General features: G+C 73.0%; 17 protein-coding genes. 6 read left to right on the forward strand and 11 right to left on the reverse strand.

What is annotated here, in order from left to right:
• Positions 1–51 precede the first annotated feature (51 nt).
• Together ACYU7H_RS08960 and ppa are read left to right on the forward strand one after the other, a co-directional pair.
• On the forward strand, positions 52–1,761 hold the full coding sequence (locus ACYU7H_RS08960; protein ID WP_460814049.1) for a mechanosensitive ion channel: 1,710 nt from the start codon (positions 52–54) through the stop codon (positions 1,759–1,761).
• 178 nt (positions 1,762–1,939) lie between these two features.
• A complete protein-coding gene (ppa, locus tag ACYU7H_RS08965) occupies positions 1,940–2,494 on the forward strand; it encodes an inorganic diphosphatase (protein ID WP_460814051.1) in 555 nt (184 codons plus the stop codon).
• A gap of 43 nt (positions 2,495–2,537) precedes the next feature.
• Here the strand turns inward: ppa and ACYU7H_RS08970 are convergent, their stop codons facing one another.
• From ACYU7H_RS08970 to ACYU7H_RS08990, 5 genes are all read right to left on the reverse strand, one after another.
• On the reverse strand, positions 2,538–4,478 hold the full coding sequence (locus ACYU7H_RS08970) for a sulfotransferase (protein WP_460814052.1): 1,941 nt from the start codon (positions 4,476–4,478) through the stop codon (positions 2,538–2,540).
• 59 nt (positions 4,479–4,537) lie between these two features.
• The gene (locus ACYU7H_RS08975; protein WP_460814054.1) at positions 4,538–5,239 is read right to left on the reverse strand and encodes an ion channel; all 702 of its coding nucleotides are present in this window, start codon (positions 5,237–5,239) and stop codon (positions 4,538–4,540) included.
• Positions 5,240–5,262: 23 nt separating this feature from the next.
• Complete coding sequence (gene thiC, locus ACYU7H_RS08980; RefSeq protein ID WP_460814055.1) at positions 5,263–7,140, reverse strand: phosphomethylpyrimidine synthase ThiC; 1,878 nt, start codon at positions 7,138–7,140, stop codon at positions 5,263–5,265.
• Positions 7,141–7,451: 311 nt separating this feature from the next.
• Positions 7,452–10,655 carry an efflux RND transporter permease subunit gene (locus ACYU7H_RS08985; protein WP_460814057.1) on the reverse strand — a complete coding sequence of 1,068 codons (3,204 nt, stop codon included), beginning with the start codon at positions 10,653–10,655 and terminating at the stop codon, positions 7,452–7,454.
• 57 nt (positions 10,656–10,712) lie between these two features.
• Positions 10,713–11,885: an efflux RND transporter periplasmic adaptor subunit gene (locus tag ACYU7H_RS08990; RefSeq protein WP_460814058.1), complete on the reverse strand. Its 1,173-nt coding sequence runs from the start codon at positions 11,883–11,885 to the stop codon at positions 10,713–10,715.
• 70 nt (positions 11,886–11,955) lie between these two features.
• On the opposite strand from ACYU7H_RS08990, the gene ACYU7H_RS08995 reads away from it, so the two are divergent.
• The 3 genes from ACYU7H_RS08995 (at position 11,956) to ACYU7H_RS09005 (ending at position 14,913) form a co-directional block, all read left to right on the forward strand.
• Positions 11,956–12,687, forward strand: a complete 732-nt coding sequence (locus ACYU7H_RS08995) for a TetR/AcrR family transcriptional regulator (protein WP_460814059.1) — start codon at positions 11,956–11,958, stop codon at positions 12,685–12,687.
• A gap of 118 nt (positions 12,688–12,805) precedes the next feature.
• Entirely contained in the window at positions 12,806–13,462 is a 657-nt protein-coding gene (locus tag ACYU7H_RS09000) for a protein-L-isoaspartate O-methyltransferase family protein (RefSeq protein ID WP_460814061.1), read from the forward strand.
• A 47-nt stretch (positions 13,463–13,509) separates the two neighbouring features.
• Positions 13,510–14,913: a TolC family outer membrane protein gene (locus tag ACYU7H_RS09005; RefSeq protein WP_460814062.1), complete on the forward strand. Its 1,404-nt coding sequence runs from the start codon at positions 13,510–13,512 to the stop codon at positions 14,911–14,913.
• Positions 14,914–14,946: 33 nt separating this feature from the next.
• Here the strand turns inward: ACYU7H_RS09005 and waaA are convergent, their stop codons facing one another.
• Positions 14,947–16,245 (reverse strand): lipid IV(A) 3-deoxy-D-manno-octulosonic acid transferase, encoded by a 1,299-nt coding sequence (waaA, locus tag ACYU7H_RS09010; RefSeq protein WP_460814064.1) that lies wholly within the window; start codon positions 16,243–16,245, stop codon positions 14,947–14,949.
• Between the two features lie 64 nt (positions 16,246–16,309).
• Between waaA and lpxL the strand changes: the two genes are divergently transcribed.
• Positions 16,310–17,221, forward strand: a complete 912-nt coding sequence (gene lpxL, locus ACYU7H_RS09015) for an LpxL/LpxP family Kdo(2)-lipid IV(A) lauroyl/palmitoleoyl acyltransferase (RefSeq protein ID WP_460814065.1) — start codon at positions 16,310–16,312, stop codon at positions 17,219–17,221.
• Here the strand turns inward: lpxL and ACYU7H_RS09020 are convergent.
• The 5 genes from ACYU7H_RS09020 to ACYU7H_RS09040 all read right to left on the reverse strand — a co-directional run bounded on the left by ACYU7H_RS09020 (position 17,212) and on the right by ACYU7H_RS09040 (position 21,349).
• Positions 17,212–18,561 (reverse strand): O-antigen ligase family protein, encoded by a 1,350-nt coding sequence (locus tag ACYU7H_RS09020; protein WP_460814067.1) that lies wholly within the window; start codon positions 18,559–18,561, stop codon positions 17,212–17,214. The two genes, lpxL and ACYU7H_RS09020, sit on opposite strands and share 10 nt — an antisense overlap.
• Complete coding sequence (locus ACYU7H_RS09025) at positions 18,554–19,675, reverse strand: glycosyltransferase family 4 protein (protein ID WP_460814069.1); 1,122 nt, start codon at positions 19,673–19,675, stop codon at positions 18,554–18,556. Before ACYU7H_RS09025 ends, ACYU7H_RS09020 begins: the two co-directional genes overlap by 8 nt.
• 61 nt (positions 19,676–19,736) lie before the next feature.
• Positions 19,737–19,940 (reverse strand): zinc-finger domain-containing protein, encoded by a 204-nt coding sequence (locus ACYU7H_RS09030; RefSeq protein ID WP_460814071.1) that lies wholly within the window; start codon positions 19,938–19,940, stop codon positions 19,737–19,739.
• Between the two features lie 56 nt (positions 19,941–19,996).
• Positions 19,997–20,722, reverse strand: a complete 726-nt coding sequence (locus ACYU7H_RS09035) for a pirin family protein (protein WP_460814073.1) — start codon at positions 20,720–20,722, stop codon at positions 19,997–19,999.
• Between the two features lie 39 nt (positions 20,723–20,761).
• On the reverse strand, positions 20,762–21,349 hold the full coding sequence (locus tag ACYU7H_RS09040; RefSeq protein ID WP_460814075.1) for a malonic semialdehyde reductase: 588 nt from the start codon (positions 21,347–21,349) through the stop codon (positions 20,762–20,764).
• Positions 21,350–21,420 lie beyond the last annotated feature (71 nt).

Consider the following 21,420-nt stretch of genomic DNA (forward strand, 5'->3'; position numbering starts at 1 on the left):
GCCGGCGGCGCCGTGCGCGTCCCGGATCCATTCCAGGAAGGGGAGATCGCGATGCAGACCGCACAACCACCGGCCACGCCGGCCGAGTCGACCGCGCCCGGGGCCCAGCCGCCGGCGGAGCCCATGTCCGTCGACGGGACCCCGGCCACCACGCCGGTCGTCGTCGACGGTGCCGACCCGACGCCGCATGCCGTGGCGTGGCAGGACTCGCTGGCGACGTCGTTCGGCGTCTACCTGCCCAGCATCCTCGGGGCGCTGGCCGTCCTGGTGGTCGGCTGGATCGTCGCGCTGCTCGCCGCAGCCGGGACGCGCAAGGGCCTGTCCCGGCTGCGGCTCAACGAGCGCCTGTCGGCGCAGACCCACTCGAGCATGGATTTCGAGCGCACGGCCGGCCGGGTCGTGTTCTGGTCGATCCTGCTGCTCGCGATCATCGGCATGTTCAGCGTGCTGCGCGTCGAGGGCGTCTCGGGCCCGCTGTCCACGCTCGCCACGACGGTGATGGCGTACCTGCCGCGGTTGCTGCTCGCGGTCCTGCTGGCGGTGCTGGCCTGGATCGTCGCCACGGTGCTGCGCACGGTCGTCGGCAAAGCGCTGGGCGCCACGCAGCTCGACGAAAAGCTGTCGCACTCGGCCGGCGTGCCGCCGCTGTCGCAGACGCTGGCGAACGTCGTGTACTGGCTCGTCCTGCTGCTGTTCCTGCCGGCGATCGTCGGCGCGCTGCAGATCGAGGGGCTGATGCTGCCGCTGTCGGACATGACCGCGGACCTGATCGGGATCCTGCCCAACCTGTTCGCCGCGGCGGTGATCGGGCTGGTCGGCTTCATCATCGCCCGCGTGGTCCGCGGGCTGGTGACCAACCTGCTGGCGAGCACCGGCGTCGACCGGCTCAGCCAGCGCAGCGAGGCGACCGAAGGGCTGCGCCTGTCCGAACTCGGCGGCGTGCTGGCCTTCATCCTCGTGATCGTGCCGACGCTGATCGCCGCGCTCGACGCGCTGCGCATCCAGGCCATCTCGGCGCCGCTGACCGACATGCTCGACATGTTCCTGGCGGCGATCCCGAACATCCTGGCGGCGGCCGCGATCCTTGTGGTCGCCTGGTTCGTCGGCCGGCTGCTCGCGGACCTCGTCACGCGCCTGCTCGCGAGCCTCGGCTTCGACCGGTTGCCCGAGCGGCTGGGGATGGGGCATGCGTTCGCGTCCGGTGGCGTCGCCACCACCACCCCGGGCGCCGCCGCGCCGACGCCGGGCGGCCCCGTCGCCCCGCGCCTGTCCCCGTCCGAACTCGCCGGCCGCGTCGCGCTGTTCTTCGTGATGCTGTTCGCGACCGTCGAGGCCGCGCACCGGCTCGGCTTCGTGGGCGTGCGCGACCTGCTGGCGACGTTCATCGCCTTCGGCGCGGACATCCTGCTCGGCCTGGTGATCTTCGTGGTCGGCTACTGGCTGGCGAACCTCGCCGCGACCGCGATCCAGCGCGCGAACCCGGACAACGCGGTCGGGCTCTCGCGCATCGCGCGGGTGGCGATCCTCGGGCTGGTGCTGGCCATGGGCCTGCGCGCGATGGGCGTGGCCGACGACATCGTCAACCTGGCCTTCGGGCTGGTGCTTGGCGCAGTGGCGGTGGCGATCGCGCTGGCCTTCGGCCTTGGCGGCCGGAAGGCCGCGGGCATGGTCACGCGACGCTGGGCCGAGCAGTACCTCGGTCGCGAGGCCGCGTCGCGACAGGCGGTGCCGCCTCGCGACGGTCCGCCGGGCATGCCCTGACGGGTGGGGGATCCGGGACGGCGGCGGGCCTGGCCCGCCGCCGTTTTTTCATGCCCGCGCGCCGCCCGCCCGGGTGATGCTGCGATGCAGCACGCGGCCGCGTAGAATGCGCGCCTCCCCAACCCCACCCGACCCGTCCGGCCCCGGCCTGGCGGGCGGCGCGACTTCGGAGCAGTGCATGGGCCTGGACCTGGTTCCCACCGGCAAGAACCCGCCGGACGAGATCAACGTCATCATCGAGATCCCCAAGGACGCCGAGCCGGTGAAGTACGAGGTCGACAAGGCCTCGGGCGCGATCTTCGTCGACCGGATCCTCTCCACCCCGATGCGCTACCCGTGCAACTACGGCTACGTGCCGCACACGGTCTGCGGCGACGGCGACCCGGCCGACGTGCTGGTGATCCTGCCGCTGCCGCTGATCCCCGGCTCGGTGATCCGCTGCCGCCCGGTCGGCGTGCTGAAGATGAGCGACGAGGCCGGCAGCGACGAGAAGATCGTGGCGGTGCCCGCGACGAAGATCTTCGCCGGCTACGCCCACATCGACGACATCGACCAGGTCAGCCCGCACTGGCTGGAGCGCATCGGCCACTTCTTCGAGCACTACAAGGACCTGGAGAAGGGCAAGTGGGTGAAGCTCGACGGCTGGGGCAACGCCGCCGAGGCCAAGTCGATCCTCCAGGAGGCGATCGCCCGCTACGAGGGCACGCCCGAGGCGGACAAGCCCCACTTCTGAGTCGCGCGCGGCGCCCCCGGGCGCCGGTGACCGCCGCGTCCGCTCAGCGGGCCGCGGCCTGCGCCGACCGCGCCACCGTCGTCGCGATGCCGGCCAGCTGCGGCTCGATCGCCGAGGCATGCCGGCGCCACTTGTCCGGCGCCGGCGCGGTCATCGTGTAGCGCGACAGCGGCAGCGCGCCGCCGAGTTCGCGGTCCCAGCCGAGGCCGGCCCAGTGACAGATCCGCGCGATTTCCGATGCCGGGTCGGTGACCAGGTCCGCGTAGTCGGTGGCGATCCAGCGGTCCGCCGGCACGTCGGCGAGGTCGTCGAGCAGCACGCGCGTCGCGGCCTCCCACTGGCGCGCGGCGATCTCCGCCACCGGCCGGCCGGACAGTGCCTGCCAGCCCGGCACGAGCAGGAACGACCACGCCGGGCCGGACCAGCCCGGCAGGCCCGGGTACATCACGAAGTTCCCCGACTGCCAGCCCTCGATCATGCTGGCCAGCACCTCCCGAGGATCGCGCCGCAGGTAGATGAAGCGCGCCTCCGGGAACACCGCGCGCAGGAAGGGAATCCGCAGCGCGTTCTTCGGCGTCTTCTCGAGCATCCGGACGGGCGTCGACGCGGGCGGCGCGCCGTCGCGGTCGCGCAGCGCGCGCGCGAACCGCTCGCGCAACGCGCGCGCCACCTCGGGTGACGCGTCCGCCGCGGCCAGGCGGTTGGAATGCCAGTCGCGGTGCGCGGGCGCCAGGCCCGCCACGCCCTCGATCAGCTGGTGGCTCTCGTCGCCGATGGAGTACAGGCCGGGGGCCTGGACGAGGGTCTCGAACAGCAGGGTGGAGCCCGAGCGCGGCGGACTCACGATGAACAGCGGGCGTTCGAAGGCGGGGTCGGCATCGCGCGACGGGACGGTCGCCGCGGCGCGCAGAAATGCCGGCGCGACAGCGGGCGCCGCGGCCGGCGCCGTCCCCTTGGCCTCCCTCGCGCCGGCGGTTTCCGCGGAGAAGCGCGCGATGTCGTGCGGGTCGGTCCGGAACGCGCCCGCGTCGGGTCGGTCGGACAGCGCCACGTCGAAGATGTACGAGGACAGCGCGCGCGACAGCTCCACCTCGTTGCGCAGTTCGATCTCGTCGACGTGCTGCTTCGCGAGCGCGGCGCGTGTTTCATCGAGCAGCGCACGGTAGCGCGGCCACCCTGCCTCGTCCTCGCCGTGGCAGGACCAGAGCGCGTGCCAGCGCCGGGCGAACGCGCCGAGCGTGGCCTGCACGCGCGCGAGGCCGGGATGCGGGCGCGCCTCCGACAGCAGGAACCCGATGTGCGTGCGCAGTTCCCACGGCCCCATCACCACGGGCAGGTTCTCGGTCTCGAAATCGAGCGTCGGCGCGTCCGCGGCGGGGTCGAAGGGGATGTGCCTCGGCGCCCAGCCCGGGGCGGCGGGCGGTGCCTGGCCGCCCGCGGGACGGCCCGCGGTCACCAGGTCCCACAGGCGCGCGCCGCCGACGGTGTCGGCCACGAGGTGCACGCGGAACGCGTCGCCCTGGTTGAGCACGCGGTGGCGGCGCCAGGTGTCGAAGATCCAGCATTCGCCCGCGGCCATGTGCACTTCGCCCTCGCCGCACTGGAAGCGGACGTTCGGCGAGGTGATGACCGGCACGTGCACGCGCATGCGCTCGCGCCAGTAGTAGTCGGTGTCGACGTGGGCGGCGACCTGTGCGCCGGGGTCGAGCCGCATCATCCGCGACCGGCCCCAGGTCGCGCCGAGCGCGCCCAGCACCTGCCGCGTGTACGGGCAGCGGTCGAGCAGCGCGGTCGGCCGCATCGGGCCGGCCAGCGCCGCGCTCGCCGGGTCGCCGTTGGCGGTCACCAGGGTCAGCGCCGAATTGCCCGGGGCCCCGTCCTCGCGCGCCTTCCAGGCGTCCTCGCCCGCGGCCAGCACTTCGGCGGCCAGCGCCTCGGCGTCGAACGTGACGGGCAGCTGGATGAACGGGAACTGCAGCTTCATGGCGGGAGGGCCGCGATGCGGGCCCGAGATGATACCGCGCGGGTTCCGGCGGCCCCGGGTCAGTCCGCGTGGCTGACGCCGCGGGCGGCGACCAGCCCTACCATCCGCGCCACCACCAGCGCGATGTACATCACCCCCGCGAACATCTCCAGCATCATCAGCGCCCGCGCCATGGGTTGCACCGGGACGATGTCGCTGAGCCCCGTGCTCGACAGCGTGCTGAAGCTCAGGAACAGCAGTTCGATCCAGCTGCGCGGCGACTCGAGGTCGCCGGTGCCGAGGAAGCTTCCGGGGACGAGCAGCTGGCAGGCCGCGTACGCATAGGCGAACGCCCACGCGAGCAGGGTGAAGGTCGCGCCGATGGCGAACAGGTCGTCGGTGGTGATACGGGAATCACCCAGCATGTAGGCGGTGATGGTGCCCGCCGCGTACAGGTACAGGGCGGCCTCGAATACGTAGCCGGCCGCCTGCCAGCCGTCCTGCCCCCACAGCGGCGAGGCCAGCGACAGCACGATCGCCGGGACCGCCAGGATCCATCCCACCCATTTGATGCCCGGGTTGCGGCTGGTCACCCAGACCGCGAGCACGACCACGAGCACCCCGAACGCGCCGAACAGCGCCCGGCCCACCGCGAACTCGACCATCAGCGGGTAGAGCAGCACCCCCAGCAGCTGCACTGCCAGCAGGATCGCCGACGGGTGCCGCTGCAGCCAGGCGTAGCCGCGCACCAGGGCACCGCGTCGTTCGTCCGGGGTGTCCATCCGGGCCTGCCTTCCGTCGGGGATCAGAGCGGTTTGTACACCTCGGCCCCCTGCCCGCGGAACTCCGCCGCCTTGTCGGCCATGCCCGCCTCCAGCGCGGCCGCGTCGTCCACCCCGTGCTCGGCGGCGTAGTCGCGCACGTCCTGCGTGATCTTCATGGAGCAGAAGTGCGGGCCGCACATCGAGCAGAAGTGCGCCAGCTTGTGCGCATCCTTGGGCAGGGTCTCGTCGTGGAAGGACTTCGCCTTCTCCGGGTCGAGGCCGAGGTGGAACTGATCCTCCCAGCGGAACTCGAAGCGCGCCTTCGACAGCGCGTTGTCGCGCACCTGCGCGCCGGGATGGCCCTTGGCCAGGTCCGCCGCGTGCGCGGCGATGCGGTAGGCCATCAGGCCCTCGCGCACGTCCTCGCGGTTCGGCAGGCCGAGGTGCTCCTTCGGGGTCACGTAGCAGAGCATCGCGGTGCCGTACCAGCCGATCATCGCCGCGCCGATCGCGCTGGTGATGTGGTCGTAGCCCGGCGCGATGTCGGTGGTCAGCGGGCCGAGGGTGTAGAACGGCGCCTCGCCGCACTCGGCCAGCTGCTTGTCCATGTTCTCCTTGATCAGTTGCATCGGCACGTGGCCGGGGCCCTCGATCATGGTCTGGACATCGTGCTTCCAGGCGATCTTCGTCAACTCGCCCAGGGTCTCGAGCTCGCCGAACTGCGCGGCGTCGTTGGCGTCGGCGATGCAGCCCGGGCGCAGGCCGTCGCCCAGCGAGAAGGCGACGTCGTACGCCTTCATGATCTCGCAGATCTCCTCGAAGTGCGTGTAGAGGAAGTTCTCGCGATGGTGCGCCAGGCACCACTTGGCCAGGATCGACCCGCCACGGCTGACGATGCCGGTGACGCGCTTCGCGGTCAGAGGCACGTAGCGCAACAGGACGCCGGCGTGGATGGTGAAGTAGTCCACCCCCTGCTCGGCCTGCTCCACGAGCGTGTCCCCGAAGATCTCCCAGGTCAGCTCCTCGGCGCGGCCGTCGACCTTCTCCAGCGCCTGGTAGATCGGCACCGTGCCGATCGGCACCGGGCTGTTGCGGATGATCCACTCGCGCGTCTCGTGGATGTGCTTGCCGGTCGACAGGTCCATGACCGTGTCCGCGCCCCAGCGGATCGCCCACACCAGCTTCTCGACCTCCTCGGCGATGCCCGAGGACACGGCGCTGTTGCCGATGTTGGCGTTGACCTTGGTCAGGAAGTTGCGGCCGATGACCATCGGCTCGCTCTCGGGGTGGTTGATGTTGTTCGGCAGGATCGCGCGGCCCCGGGCGATCTCGTCGCGCACGAACTCCGGCGTCATGCGCGACGGAAGCGATGCGCCGAAGGACTGGCCGGCGTGCTGCGCCAGCAGGCCGGCGTCGCGCACCTGCTCGAGGCGCTGGTTCTCGCGGATGGCGACGAACTCCATCTCCGGCGTGACGATCCCGCGCCGGGCGTAGTGCATCTGGGTGACGTTGGCGCCGGCGCGTGCGCGCCGCGGGTGCGTGCGCGCCGGGAAGCGCACGGCGTCCAGGCGTGCGTCGCGTTCCCGGGCGCGGCCGAACTCGGAGGTCACGCCGTCGAGCGCCTCGGTGTCGCCGCGCGCCTCGATCCAGCCGGCGCGCAGCGCGGCCAGTCCGGCCGCCAGGTCGATGCGCGCATCCGGGTCGGTGTACGGGCCCGAGGTGTCGTAGACCGTGAGCGGCGGATTGTCCTCGCCGCCGAACAGCGTCGGGGTGCGCGTGAGCGCGATCTCGCGCATCGGGACGCGCACGCCCGGCTGGGCGCCGTCCACGTGGACCTTGCGGGAGCCGGCGATCGGACGGGTCACGTCCGCCGACAGGCGTTCGGCCTGGCGGACGAGGTCGGAGGGCACTGCGTTCATGGCGTTCGTCCTGTGCACGCGCTCCTGTCGGAGCCGGGACGAAGCGGCGGCGCGCGCCGCGCAGGGCGCGGACCGCGAAGCTTCCCTACGCCGGTCTGAACCGGTCAGTGGCACGGATGCCCAGGTTCGAAGGGTCTGTCTCAACCGCGCCGTTTCCGGCCGCGGTACCCCCGCTTCGGACGCTATTCCAGCACAGGCGGGGGCGTCCGGGCCAATGGCGCGTGGATGACGGGGGAAGATCGCGTACCGGGCCGCCCGCTGCCTTTGGGGGGAGGGTGCCGTCGGACGGCCCGGTCGCGAAGGGGAAACCGTCAGGCGGGGTCGGGGTCCTGCCGGCCTGCATCGGTGGTCGTCGGTGTGCCGGCCTCAGCCGGCCGGACCCGGAACCACGCCGCGTACAGCGCGGGCAGCACCAGCAGGGTCAACGCGGTCGCCACGGTGAGGCCGCCCATGATCGCGACCGCCATCGGGCCGAAGAAGACCGAGCGCGACAGCGGCACCATCGCCAGGATCGCGGCGAGCGCGGTGAGCACGATCGGGCGGAAGCGCCGGACGGTCGCTTCGATGACCGCCGTCCAGCGGTCGTGGCCGGCGGCGATGTCCTGTTCGATCTGGTCGATCAGGATGATCGAGTTGCGCATGATCATGCCCGACAGCGCGATCGTCCCCAGCATCGCGACGAAGCCGAACGGCGTGCGCGAGACCAGCAGGAACAGCACCACGCCGATCAGTCCCAGCGGGGCGGTGAGGAGCACCAGCAGCACGCGCGGAAAGCTTCGCAGCTGCAGCATCAGCAGGGTCACCACGACCAGCAGGAACAGCGGCATGCCGGCGTTGATCGAATCCTGCCCGCGCGCGGAATCCTCCACCGTCCCGCCGGTCTCGAGCAGGTAGCCGGTCGGCAGGTCGGCGCGGATCGCGTCGAGCGTCGGTTCGATCTGCGCGGTGACTTCGGCCGGCAGCCGGTCGCCCGCCAGGTCGGCGCGCACGGTGACCGTCGGCAGGCGGTTGCGGTGCCAGACGATGCCGTGCTCGAAGCCCTGCTCGAGCGTGGCGACCTGCGAGAGCGGCACCGACGCGCCGGACGCGGTCGGCACCGACAGGCTCGCCAGGTCCTGCAGCCGGCCGCGCGCCTCGCCGGGCCCGCGCAGGACCACGCCGACCAGGTCGTCGCGGTCGCGGAACTGGCTGACCTGCAGCCCGGACAGCGAGCGCGACAGCACCTGCGACAGCTGGGCCGAGCTCACGCCCAGCGCCCGCGCACGCGCCTGGTCGACGCGCAGGCGCACGACCTTGCTCGGTTCGCCCCAGTCGAGGTTGACGTTGGTGACGTGCGGGTTCGCACGTACCTTCTCCTGCACCCGCTCGGCCAGTTCCCGCACGCGGTCGACGTGCTCGCCGGAGACGCGGAACTGGATCGGATAGCCCACCGGCGGCCCGTTCTCCAGCCGGGTCACGCGCATCTGCAGTTCGGGGAAGCGAGGCGCAATCTCGTCGATCAGCCAGGTCCGCACCGTCTCGCGCGCGTCCAGGTCGGTCGCCCGCACCACGAACTGGGTGAAGTTCGCAGCCGGCAACTGCTGGTCGAGGGGGAGGTAGAAGCGCGGCGAGCCGGTCCCGACATAGGCGACGTAATTGTCGACGCCCTCGCGACCGCGCAGCAGCGCTTCGAGCCGCGCGGCCTGCGCATCGGTCGCGCGCAGCGAACTGCCCTCGGCCAGCTCCATGTCGATCATCAGTTCGGGGCGGGTCGAATCCGGGAAGAACTGCTGGGGCACCAGGCGGAACGCGAACACGGACAGCACCAGCGCCACGGCCGTCGCGCCGATCACCAGCCAGCGGCGACGCAGGCACGCGGACAGCACGCGCCGGAACGACTGGTAGAAACGCGTGCCGTAGGGATCGTGTGCGTGATCGGATACCTCCGGTGGCGCAAGGACGACCGCGAGCCTCGGCCAGCGCGCTGCCTGCCGTTCGCGCCACGTCCGCCAGCGCGCGGCCAGGCTCCCGGGCCGCGGCGCGGTGGCGTGGCCGTGCTCCGGCAGCATGCGGTCGCCCAGCCACGGGGTGAACAGCACCGCCACGATCCACGACACCATCAGCGCGATCGTGACGACCTGGAACAGGGACCGCGTGTACTCGCCGGTGCTCGACGCGGCGGTCGCGATCGGCAGGAAGCCCGCGGCGGTGACCAGGGTGCCGGTCAGCATGGGGAACGCGGTCGTGTCCCAAGCGTAGGCGGCGGCCTTCAGGCGCGAGTCGCCCTGTTCCATCCGCACCGACATCATCTCCACGGCGATGATCGCGTCGTCGACCAGCAGGCCGAGCGCGAGCACGAGTGCACCCAGCGAGATCTTGTGCAGTCCGATGTCGAAGCCGTGCATCACCGCGAAGGTCATCGCCAGCACCAGGGGAATCGACACCGCGACGACCAGCCCCGTGCGCACCCCCAGCGAGAAGAAGCTGACCAGCAGCACGATGGCGACCGCTTCCGCCAGCACCTTGACGAACTCGCCCACCGAGGCGCGGACCGCGTCGGGCTGGTCGGCCACCTTGCGCAGCGCCATGCCCACCGGGAGGGTGTCCTGGAGGCGGGTGAACTCGACTTGCAGGGTTTCGCCCAGCGCGAGGATGTCCCCGCCCTCGGCCATCGACACGGCGATGCCGATCGCCTCGTCGCCCATGAAGCGCATGCGCGGCGCGGGCGGATCGGAGAAGCCGCGCACGACGCGCGCGACGTCGTCGATGCGGAAGGTCCGGTCGCCCACGCGCACGGGGAACGCCGCGATGTCATCGACCGTTTCGAACGCCCCGCCCACGCGCAGGAGCACGCGCTCTCCGGGCGTTTCGTAGAAGCCCGCCGGCACCACCGCGTTCTGCTGCGCCAGCGCCTGCTGCACGGCCGCCAGCGGCACGCCGAGCGTCGCCAGGCGCGCGTTGTCGATCTCGATCCAGACCTTCTCGTCCTGCAGCCCGATCAGCTCGACCTTGCCGACGCCCGGCACCCGCTGCAGTTCCAGTTCGATGCGCTCGGCGTAGTCGCGCATCACCGCGTAGTCGAAGCCGTCGCCGGTCAGCGCGTAGATGTTGCCGAAGGTGTCGCCGAACTCGTCGTTGAAGAACGGCCCCACGACGCCCTCCGGCAACGTGTGGCGCATGTCGCCGATCTTCTTGCGGATGTCGTACCAGAGGTCAGGGACCTCACTGGATGGCATCGCGTCGCGCGCCATGACCACGACCTGCGACTCGCCGGGACGGGAATACGCGCGCACGAACTCGTAGCGCCCGGTTTCCATGATCGTGGCCTCGATCCGCTCGGTGACCTGGCGCGCGGTTTCCTCCGCGCTGGCGCCCGGCCACGCGGTCTGGACCACCATCGCCTTGAACGTGAACGGCGGATCCTCGGACTGGCCCAGGCGCAGGTAGGACCACGCGCCGACGATCGCCAGCACGACCATCGCGTACAGCACCAGCCCGCGGTTGCGCAGGGCCCACTCCGAGAGGTTGAAGCGCATGCCGTCAGCGCCTCCGCGCGGCGGCGGCGCGGGTGGCGGCGGCATGGCCGAGGCCGGTCACTCGGCATCCTCCGCGCGGGATGCCGCTGGCGTCGCCAGCAAGGGCTTGTTGTCGCGGTCGACGGGCACGACCGCCTGGTCCGCGCGCAACAGGTGCCCTCCCGCCGCGACGACGATGTCGCCGCGGGACAGGCCTTCGAGCACCGGGACGCGGGTCTCGCCCCACGCCCCGAGGCGGACCGCACGCAGCGCCAGGCGGCGCGTGCCCGGGTCGACGACCCAGACCGCGGTGGCGTCGCCCTCGCCCTGCTGGACCGCCGCGAGCGGGACGGTGGGCGCGTCGCCGTCGCTGCCGGCCGCGAACACCCGCACGCTCTGCCCGAGCGAGAGCGCGTCGTTCGCCGTGTCGGGGAGCGCGACGCGGGCCGCGTAGGTGCGCGTGGCCGGGTCGGCCGCGGGCGCGATCTCGCGGATGCGGCCGTCGAAGCGGCGGCCGGGCGCGCCCCATCCCTCCACCTGGACCGGCTGGCCGACCGAATACGCGTGGATGTCCGATTCCGGCAGCGCGATCGCCGCCTCGAGCGCGGAATCGACGGCCAGCACGAACGCCACCTGTCCCGGGGCGACGACCTGGCCTGCCTCGATCTGGCGCATCGCCACCACGCCGTCGTCCGGCGCGCGCAGCGTCGCGTAGCCCGCCTGGTTGCCCGCCACGCCGAGCTGCGCCTGCAGCGCGCGCACCTGCCCGGCTGCCGCGCGGTCCGCGGCGATGGCCGCATCCACGGTCGACCGGCTCACCAGCTGCTCGTCACCCAACGCCTCGAGCCGGCGGCGCTCGGCGGACGCGCGTTGCGCCTCCGCCTGCGCCGCGGCGAGCTGGGCGCGTACCGCGCCCGCCTGCAGGTCGAGGTCCTGCGATTCGAGTTCCGCGAGCACCTGGCCACGCGCGACGCGGTCGCCGACGTCGACCAGGCGCCGCGCGACGCGCCCGCCGACCTGGAACGCGAGCGGCTGCTCGACGCGCGCCCGCACTTCGCCGGGGAACTGCCTGCCGTGCGACCCGGCGGCTTCGCCGCCGACGCGCTCGGCCAGCACCGGCCTCGGCGCCGCTTCGCTCGCCTGCTCCCCGGCGCATGCCGACAGGAGCAGCACCGAGGCCAGCGCGGCCCATGGCAGGCGCGCCCGGCGGGCACGGTCGGAGCGGTCGATCTCGCGTCGCGGGGCGGCCATGGCTACCGTCGATTAATGAACCGGGCGGTATAGTATAAATATCGAACCGCCTGGTCTAGTATTCATCGCGATGTCGTCCCCAGCCCCCAAATCAAGCACCTCCGCCCGCACCCGCAAGCCGGCGGCCGGCCCCGGCCGGCCCAAGGACCTGGGCAAGCGGGCCGCCATCCTGGAGGCCGCGAAGCGGATCTTCACCACGCAGGGGTTCGAGGCGACGAGCATGGACCAGATCGCCGCCGAGGCCGGCGTGTCCAAGCTCACCGTCTACAGCCACTTCGGCGACAAGGAGGCGCTGTTCGCCGCCGCGGTGGAGGCGCATTGCACCTCCCAGCTGCCGCCCTCGCTCTTCGACCCGCAGCCCGGCATGCCGCTTCGGGAGCGCCTCCTGGGCATCGCGCGCGCCTTCTACTCCATGGTGTCCAGCCCCGAGGCCGTCGCCGGCCACCGCATGCTGTGCACCCCGCAGCTCGCCGGGACCGCCCTCTCGAAGCTCTTCTGGGAGGCCGGCCCCCAGCGCGTGCACGACCAGTTCGCCCAGCTCCTGCAACGCCGGATCGACGCCGGCGAGCTGCGCATCGGCGACGGGCCCGACGACGTGGCGCGCGCCGCGTCGCAGTTCTTCGTCCTGCTCAAGGGCGAGCCGCATGCGCGGATGGTGTTCGGCTGCTGCGAGCGCACGGCCTCCGCGGCCGTCGCCCGCGCACACGTCGAGGCCTCGGTCGACATGTTCCTGCGCGCCTACGGCACCACCGGCAGTGTCCCGGCCAGCGCCGCGCGCAAGCGGGCGCCGCGTGCGACGTGACGCTCGGCCCGGTGACTTCCGGCACTCGGGCCGGCCGCCGCGCGGCGGCGATCCTGTGCCCGCGCCGCGCCCTGCCGCCGGCTAGAATGCGCGGTTCCCCGTGCCGGATGCCCCCACGATGACCCTGGATTACGCCAAGGCCCGCGAGTTGATGGTCGAGCAGCAGGTCCGCCCCTGGGACGTGCTCGATGCCCGCGTGCTCGATGTCCTGGCGACCCTGCCGCGCGAGGCCTTCGCGCCCGACGCGCACCGCGCGCTGGCGTACGCCGACATCGCGCTGCCCATCGGTCACGGCGAACACATGATGAAGCCCGTGGTCGAGGGCCGGATGCTGCAGGCGCTGGCGCTCGACCCGGACGAGGACGTGCTCGAGGTCGGGACCGGCAGCGGATTCGCGACCGCCTGCCTGGGCCGCCTCGCGCGCGAGGTGGTGTCGCTCGAGCGCCACGCCGACCTCGCGGACGCGGCGCGTGCGCGGTTGGACGCGCATCGCGTGGGCGACAACATCCAGGTCCTGGAGGCCGATGCCCTGCTCTGGGAGACCGACCGCCGCTTCGACGCGGTCTGCGTGACCGGCGCCGTGGACGTCCTGCCGCCGCGCTTCCTGCGCTGGCTGCGCCCGGGCGGACGGCTGTTCGTCGTGCGCGGCCGCGCGCCGGCGATGGAGGCCGTGCTGGTGCGTGCCGCCGGCGGCGAACCCCGCGTGCAATCGCTGTTCGAAACCGAGCTCGACTACCTCGCCGGCTGCGCGCCGGCGCCCGAATTCCGCCTCTGACCCGCCGCGCCGGACGGCGCGGGCCCCTTCGAGACCAAGGAAGCCGCATGAGCCCCCGCCGACTTGCCACCGCCCTCGCCTTCGTCCTGCTGCCGGCCACCGCCTCGGCCGAGGACCTGCTGCAGACCTGGGAACTGGCGCGCGCCGGCGACCCGGTGTTCTCGTCCGTCGAGTCGCAGCGCCTGGCGACCCGCGAGGGGGCGGTGCAGGCGCGCGCCGCGATGCTGCCGCAGCTGGGGGCGAGCGGCTCGATCGGCCGCAGCCGCACCGACAGCGAGGGCACGCAGGTGTTCGGCGGCACGGCGTTCCCGCCGAACGACACGACGAACGAGACGACCAGCCGCGAGATCGGCCTCAACCTCAGCCAGATGATCTTCGATCGGGCGGCGTTCACCCGCCTGGAAAGCCAGCGGGCGCTGTCGCGCGCCGCCGACTTCACCGTCGAGGCCGCCGGCGACGACCTGATGACGCGCACGTCGGCCGCCTACTTCAACGTGCTGGTCGCGATCGAGACGCTGGCCGCCGCGGAGGCGCAGGAGGCCGCGCTGCGCAAGCAGCTGGACTTCGCCGACAAGCGCCTCGAGGTCGGCCTGGCGCCGATCACCGACGTGCACGAGGCCCGCGCGCAGTACGAGGCCGCCCGCGCCAACGTGATCGTGACCCGCGCCGCGCTCGCCGATGCCTACCAGGCGCTGGCCGAGATCACCGGCGTCCCGGTCGACGACCTCAAGGGCCTGCCCGCCGACTTCCAGCCGACGCTCCCGTCGGGTGGCGACGCGGACGCCTGGGTGGCCACAGCGCTCGACAGCAATCCGACGCTGCAGGCGCGGGCGTTCGAGGTCGAGTCCGCGCGGGCGGACGTGAAGACCGCGCGCGCGGCGCGCTGGCCGACCGTGTACTTCGGCGGCAACTACGGCGACAGCCACAGCGACGGTTCCTCGACCGACAACATCAACGGCGGCACCACCGACTTCGAGAACGAGTCCCGCGCCCGCAGCGTCGGCGTGACCGTCGAGGTGCCGATCTTCCGCGGCGGCGCGATCGGCTCGCAGGTCCGGCAGGCGGTCGCCCTGCGCGACGTGCGCGCCGACCAGTACGAGCAGCAGCGCCGCGCCATCGAGCGCAACACGCGCAACGCGTGGCAGACGCTGGTCGCGGGCGTGAGCGAGGTCGAGGCGCGCCGCCTGGCGCTGGTCTCGGCACAGAGCGCGTACGACGCCTCGCAGGTCGGCTTCGAGGTCGGCACGCGCACGGTGCTGGACGTGCTGCTCAACCAGCAGACGCTGTTCGACGCGCAGCGGCAGTACGCGCTCGCCCGCTACAACTTCCTGCAGAACCGGCTGCTGCTCGAGCGGGCCGCCGGCACGCTGGACTTCGACGACCTGGCCGAGGTGAACCGGCTGCTGACCGTCGACGCCGACGCGCAGCTCGTCGACCCGTCCGTCGACTGAGTCCGCGCGACGCGACTTCCGCCCGCGCCCCGGTCACCCCGGGGCCGGGGGCAGCTCCGGCAGGACCAGTTCCAGCGTGCGCGCCAGCGCGCCCCGGCCCTGCGCGACCATCCGCCGCCCGGCGTCCGCCATCGCGTCCCGCGCGGCGCGGTCGGCCAGCAGGGCCTCGAGCGCATCGCCCACGCCCGCCACGTCATCGCCCACCCGCAACGCCCCGGCCTCGCGCATGTGGCGGGCGATGTCGGCGAAGTTGTGCAGGTGCGGGCCGGTGACCACCGGCGTCCCGGTCGCGGCGGGTTCCAGCAGGTTGTGCCCGCCCACCGGCTGCAGGCTGCCGCCGACGAAGGCGACGTCGCCGCAGGCGTAGAACGCGGCCAGCTCGCCGAGGGTGTCGAGCACGAAGACCTCGTCGGAGGTGTCGGGCCAGTGGGTGAGCCGCCGCGTCGCGGTCCGCCAGCCTTCGGCGACCGCGCGCTGGGCGGCCGCGCGGAAGCGCTCCGGGTGGCGCGGCGCCCAGACCAGCAGCAGGCCCGGGTGGCGTGCGCGGAGGCGCGCATGCAGTGCGACCACCGCGTCCTCCTCGCCCTCGTGCGTGCTCGCCGCGACCCAGCAGGGCCGACCACCCGCGCACTGGCGGAACTCCGGCCCGACATCGCCCGCACCGCTGGCCGGTCCCACGTCGTACTTGAGGTTGCCGGCCTCGCTCACCCGGTTCCTGGGCGCGCCCAGCCGCACGAACCGGACCGCGTCGGCATGCGACTGCGCCGCGACGTGCGCGACGGTGCGCAACGCGCGCGACACCAGCGGCGCGAGGACCTGGTAGCCGCGCAGCGACCTCGCGGACAGGCGCGCATTGAGCACGAACACCGGCACGCCATGGTCCCGGCAGCCGAACAGCAGGTTCGGCCACAGCTCCGTTTCCATGATCAGGGCCACCGAAGGCCGGAAGTGGCGCAGGAAGCGCGACACGGCGCCGGGCAGGTCGTAGGGCAGGTACACGTGGTCCACGCCGTCGCCCCAGAGCGCGCGCACGCGCGCGGACCCGGTCGGCGTGATCGTGGTGACCAGCAGGCGCAGGTCCGGCCGTTCGCGTCGCAGCGCGTCGACCACCGGCGCCGCGGCCGCGACCTCGCCGACGGACACCGCGTGCAGCCACACGGTCCCGCCGCGCGGCGGCCCGTCGTAGACCGCGTACCGTTCGCTCCAGCGGTGCAGGTATTCGGGGTGGCGGAAGCCGCGCCAGATCAGGTGGTAGACCGTGACCGGCGCCAGCAGGTAGAGCGCGGCCGAATACGCGGCGCGCAGCAGGCGTTCGATCGGGTCCCCTCGCATCGCGCAAGGATACGGGACGCGCCCGATGCGATGCGCCCGTCCGCCGGCACTTAGAATCCCGGGCATGCCCGACCTTCCCCCGACGCCGCCGCGCGCGCCCCGGCACTGGCCCGCCTGGGCCGGGATCGGCGCGATGGCGCTGCTCGCGCGGCTTCCCTGGCCGCTGCAGCGCGCGCTCGGGCGCGGGCTCGGCGTGCTGCTGCGCGTGCTCCTGCCCCGCCGGCGCGAAATCGCGCGGCGCAACCTCGAACTGTGCTTCGACGCGCTTCCCGCGCCCGCGCGCGAGCACCTGCTGCGCGAGCACTTCGCGGCGCTCGGCACCGGCGTGTTCGAGTTCGCCCGCGCCTGGTGGGGATCGGTGGCCCCGCTCCATCGCGGCCTGCGGGTCGAAGGACTCGATCACCTGGAGGCGGCGCGCGCCGGCGGGCGCGGCGTGATCGTGGTGTCCGGCCACTTCACCACGCTGGAATCCTGCGGCCGGATGCTGTGCGAACGGGGCGTGCCCCTCGCGGGGATGTACCGGCCGCATGCGTCGCCCGCGATGGAATGGGCGGTGAAGCGCGGCCGGTTGCGTTACGCGGTGGCCATGTTCGCCAAGCGCGAACTGCGGCCCGCGGTGAAGCACCTGCGCCAGGGCGGCCTGCTCTGGTACGCGCCCGACCAGGACCCGAGCCGCGGCGACAGCGTCTACGTGCCGTTCTTCGGCCAGCCCGCGCACAGCCTGACGTCGACGCACCAGCTGGCGCGGATGTCGGGCGCCGCGGTGCTCGCGTTCACCCACTTCCGCCGCCCCGACGGCGGCTACACCCTGCGGCTGTCGCCGCCGTTCGACGGCTTCCCGTCGGACGACGCGGAAGCCGACACCGCGCGGGTCATGGCGGCGATCGAGGCGATGGCGCGCGAGGCACCGGCCCAGTACCTGTGGATCCACCGGCGCTTCAAGCGCCGCCCGGATGGCGCATCGGTCTACGACTGAGCCGTCGCGTCCCGCGGTGCCGGCCTGGGCCCCGCCAGCAGGCTGCCGGCGTACAGCGCGGCAAGCAGCAGGGTGAGTCCGCCCCAGAAGGTGGAATAGAAGGCCAGGTGCGTGTTGAGCGGGAACACCGTGATGGCGAGGGCGAGCATCGCGGGCCGCGCGCGACGGCGCGCCGCGTCGTCCGCATAGCGCCAGGCGCGCCATGCCAGCGCCGCGCCGGCGAGCCACAGGACGAGTCCGAACAGGCCGGTTTCGCTCAGCACCTCGAGCACGACCTGGTGCGCATGCAACGCGGGCCCTTCGCCCCAGGCGGGGGTGGTCGCGGGATCGGGATCGCAGGCGTCGAACGCCTCGCGGAAGCCCCGCGCCCCGACGCCGTTCACCGGATGCGCGCGCGTCATGCACCACGCGGCGGACCAGATCCGCGCGCGGCCGGAGAGCGCGACGTCGACGCCTTCCGGATCGTCCGCTAGCACCAGCGCCGTGCGTTCAACGCGCTCGCGCAACTGTGGCGACGTCACCGAGAGCACGCCCAGCGCCACCGCGCCGAAGACGAAGACCGCGGCCAGCCGGCGCCAGCCCAGCAGCGTCCAGCCCGACAGCAGCAGCGCGAGCCCGAACGTCAGCCAGGCCGCGCGTGCCCCCGCCAGCAGGATGACGACGCCCAGCGCCAGTGCCGCCACGACCCATCCCGGGGTCCCGTAGCGCCTGCCCGCCGCATACAGCGCGAAGGGCGACAGGCTCGCCAGGACGATGCCCAGCTTCAGGTTGCACGGCCCCAGGATCCCGCCGAGCCGATCCACGGTCGCGACGTCCTCGGCGCTGCACATCGGCCGCCCGCTGATCGCCTGCTTGGCGGCATCGATCCCGGCGAACAGCGGGCTGGTGCCGGTGCCCGCCTGCACGAGCGCATCGAGCGTCCACACCGCCACGATGACCGCGAGGCCGTCGAAGGTGGTCCGCCGGCCGCGTTCGTTGGCCACGGCCGATGCCACGAGCCAGAGGAACGGGAGATAGCGCAGATCGACCGCCGCCTCGCGCAGGCCACGCGCGGGGTCCACCGCGTCGAACGCCGAGACCAGTTCAGGGAGCCAGTAGGCGAAGAACAGCACGCTGGTCAGCGCCCAGGCCTGGTGGCCGAGCAGCTGCATGCCGCCGCGGAAGCGCGAGGCCGCCAGCCGGACCAGCGCGGCGAGGGCGCCCAGCACCAGGACACCCTCGGCGTAGCCCGGCGCGGGCCACAGCGCCACGAACGCGAGGATCCAGGCCGGCGCCCAGCGCCAGCCGACCACGGGTCCGGCGGGCAACGCGTCCGTCGCGGCGGGGGAACGGTCAGTCATCGCGGTCCTTCGACAGGTCCATGTACAGCGCGAGCGTGGCGTCCTGCATGGCCCGCAATCCGTCGGGCATCGTAACCGGCGCGGGCGGCCCGGCCAGCAACGCGCGCGCGCGCGCCGCCAGGGCCTCGACGTCGAATGGCGCGACCGCGCCGGAGGGCTGCCAGCGGGCCAGCAGTTCGCCGACGCCGCCATGCGCCCAGCCGATCACGGGTCGCCCGCACGCGAGCGCCTCGAGCACGGTGCGGCCGAACGCCTCGGGCTTGCGCGAGAGTTGCAGCACCAGGTCGCTGGCGGCGTAGGCACGCGGCATCGCGTCGGTCGGCGGGGTGATCGCCAGCGCATCGTCGACCGCCGTGGCAGTGGCCTGTGCACGCAGCTCCTCCACGTAGCGCGCCCGCGCGGGGTCGTCGGCGCCGCACAGCCACAGCCGGGCATCCAGGCCTCCGCGCCTGAGCGTGGCGAGCAGGTCGATCGCGTCGGCATGGCCCTTCAGGCGGGTGCCGCGTCCGGGCATCAGCAGCACCGGGCCGTCGCCCGAAAGCGCGGGATGCGCGGCCGCGACGGCCGCGCGCGCGGCCGGGTCGGGCATCGGGGCGCGCGGGAAGCCGGCCGGATCGATGCCGCGCTCGATGACGCGCAGCCGCGCCGGATCCGTGGCCGGATAGTGGCGAAGCACGTGGTCGCGGACGGTGCCCGACACGCACACCACGCGTTCGCCCCGCGCCATGATCCCGCTGTAGCGGGAGGGCGAGTTCAGGCCGTGCACCGTGGTCACGAAGCGCGGCCGGCGGCCGGCCGGCATCCCGCGAACCGCCCACCACCCCAGCCAGGCCGGCAGACGCGACCGCGCATGCACGATGTCCGCGCCGGTGGCCGCGAACAGTCGGCGCAGCGCCCCGACATGGCGCAGCACGAAGGGCGACTTCCGCCCGATGTCGAGCGTGACGTGCGTGGCGCCCGTCGCCTCCAACGCCGCCTGCATGCGCCCGCCTGCCGACACCACGATCGCCCGATGGCCCGCCCGCACGAGTGCGGCGGCGACCTCGAGCGTCGAGCGCTCGACGCCGCCGGCCTCGAGCGCGGGCAGCAGCTGGACGACCGTCAGCGGTCGCACCGGCCACCCCTGCGGGGAACGACCGTCCGGCGTCGCCGGCGCGCGCCGGTGGGCACCACCATCAGTCGACGAGGACGAAATGCGCGCCGCAGTAGGGGCAGTCGGCCTCGCCGGTGGCCTCGATCGGCAGGTACACCCGCGGATGCGAGTTCCACAGCGCCATCGACGGCAGCGGGCAGCTCAGCGGCAGCGCGTCGCGGCGGACCTCGTAGCGCTGGGCGGCGTTGGCTTGGGTCGGCGTGGGCGTGTCGGGGCTGGCGGGCATGGCGGCGACGCGTGGGCTGGGGCGCGCAAGTCTACCGCGCGGGCGCCCGGCGGGCCTCAGCCGGGCAGGTCGAACAGGAGCAGGTCGGCCGGCGCGCCGCCGCGCGCGCCGGTGGCCACGAGGCTGCCCGCCTCGCCGGCCAGTCCGATCGCATCGCCCGCCGAGAGCGGCATCGACGCACCGTCGATCGACACCGTCGCGGCGCCGCGGGCCACGTGCAGCCAGTAGCGGCGCGCCGGGTCCAGGTCCCGGGCGACGGACTCGCCTTCGCCCAGCAGGCTGCCGCGCAGCCAGGCCCTTTGCCGGATCGCCAGGCCGCCGTCATGCCCGTCGGGCGACGCGAGCGTGGCCCACCGGCCCCGCCGGTCCGCCGGGTCGAACGCGCGCTGGTCGTAGGCGGGCGCGGCGTTGACGCGGTCGGGCTGGATCCAGACCTGGAGGAAGTGCACCGGCGCGTCGCCGGATGCGTTGAACTCGCTGTGCTCGATGCCGTGGCCGGCGCTCATCCACTGCAGCTCGCCCGGACGCAGGACGCCCTCGCCGCCATGGCTGTCGCGGTGCGCCAGCGCGCCCTCCAGCACGTAGCTGAGGATCTCCATGTTCGCGTGGCCGTGCGTGGGGAAGCCGGCGCCGGGCGCGACGCGGTCCTCGTTGATGACGCGCAGCGCACCGAACCCCATCCATGCCGGGTCGTGGTAATGGCCGAAGGAGAACGTGTGCCGGCTGTCCAGCCAGCCGGCCCGGGCGTGGCCGCGTTCGCCGGCAGGCCTGAGGATCCGCATTGGTGTCTCCCGTTCGTCCGGACCGGTGCGCCGCGCGCGTCAGTCGATCCGGCACGCCTCCTCGAACGACAGGCGCGGCGAGCGCGCGAAGATGCTCTTCGGATCGCCCTTGCCCAGGTTGACCAGGAAGTTCGACTTCCAGCGGGTGCCGGCGAAGAACGCCGCATCCACCTTGGCGTTGTCGAAGCCGGACATCGGCCCGCAGTCCAGGCCCAGCGCACGCGCGGCCAGGATCAGGTACGCGCCCTGCAGGCTGCCGTTGCGCAGGCAGATGCGCTCGAGCTCGGCATCGGGCTTGGTGTCGAACCAGCTCTTGGCATCGGTGTGCGGGAACAGCACCGGCATCTTCTCGAAGAAGGCCATGTCGTAGGCGACGATCACCACGCAGGGCGCCGCCATCGTCTTCTTCAGGTTGCCCTCGTCGAGCGCCGGCTCGAGCTTCTTCTTCGCCTCGGCCGACTTCACGAACACGAACCGTGCCGGGCAGCTGTTGCCCGTGGTCGGCCCCCACTTGAGCAGGTCGTACAGGCGCCGGATCGTGTCGTCGTCGACGTCGCCGGAGAACGCGTTGTAGGTGCGTGCCTGGCGGAACAGCTGGTCGAAGGCGGTGTCGTTGAGCTCGGACATCGGGGCTCCTGCATGCGGCAGCTTTCGAGAACGGCCGCCAGTGTAGAGTGTCGCGGGTGAAGCAACGGCCG

This window comes from Luteimonas pelagia, from assembly GCF_054776035.1.

Coding starts and splice junctions, on each gene's coding strand:
- ACYU7H_RS09035 (WP_460814073.1), bottom strand. CDS start 20,722: ATGCGGATCCTCAGGCCTGCCGGCGAACGCGGCCACGCCCGGGCCGGC.
- ACYU7H_RS08970 (WP_460814052.1), bottom strand. CDS start 4,478: ATGAAGCTGCAGTTCCCGTTCATCCAGCTGCCCGTCACGTTCGACGCC.
- waaA (WP_460814064.1), bottom strand. CDS start 16,245: ATGCGAGGGGACCCGATCGAACGCCTGCTGCGCGCCGCGTATTCGGCC.
- lpxL (WP_460814065.1), top strand. CDS start 16,310: ATGCCCGACCTTCCCCCGACGCCGCCGCGCGCGCCCCGGCACTGGCCC.
- ACYU7H_RS08985 (WP_460814057.1), bottom strand. CDS start 10,655: ATGCGCTTCAACCTCTCGGAGTGGGCCCTGCGCAACCGCGGGCTGGTG.
- ACYU7H_RS09005 (WP_460814062.1), top strand. CDS start 13,510: ATGAGCCCCCGCCGACTTGCCACCGCCCTCGCCTTCGTCCTGCTGCCG.
- ACYU7H_RS09000 (WP_460814061.1), top strand. CDS start 12,806: ATGACCCTGGATTACGCCAAGGCCCGCGAGTTGATGGTCGAGCAGCAG.
- ACYU7H_RS09020 (WP_460814067.1), bottom strand. CDS start 18,561: ATGACTGACCGTTCCCCCGCCGCGACGGACGCGTTGCCCGCCGGACCC.
- ACYU7H_RS09030 (WP_460814071.1), bottom strand. CDS start 19,940: ATGCCCGCCAGCCCCGACACGCCCACGCCGACCCAAGCCAACGCCGCC.
- ACYU7H_RS08990 (WP_460814058.1), bottom strand. CDS start 11,885: ATGGCCGCCCCGCGACGCGAGATCGACCGCTCCGACCGTGCCCGCCGG.
- thiC (WP_460814055.1), bottom strand. CDS start 7,140: ATGAACGCAGTGCCCTCCGACCTCGTCCGCCAGGCCGAACGCCTGTCG.
- ACYU7H_RS08975 (WP_460814054.1), bottom strand. CDS start 5,239: ATGGACACCCCGGACGAACGACGCGGTGCCCTGGTGCGCGGCTACGCC.
- ACYU7H_RS09040 (WP_460814075.1), bottom strand. CDS start 21,349: ATGTCCGAGCTCAACGACACCGCCTTCGACCAGCTGTTCCGCCAGGCA.
- ppa (WP_460814051.1), top strand. CDS start 1,940: ATGGGCCTGGACCTGGTTCCCACCGGCAAGAACCCGCCGGACGAGATC.
- ACYU7H_RS08960 (WP_460814049.1), top strand. CDS start 52: ATGCAGACCGCACAACCACCGGCCACGCCGGCCGAGTCGACCGCGCCC.
- ACYU7H_RS08995 (WP_460814059.1), top strand. CDS start 11,956: ATGTCGTCCCCAGCCCCCAAATCAAGCACCTCCGCCCGCACCCGCAAG.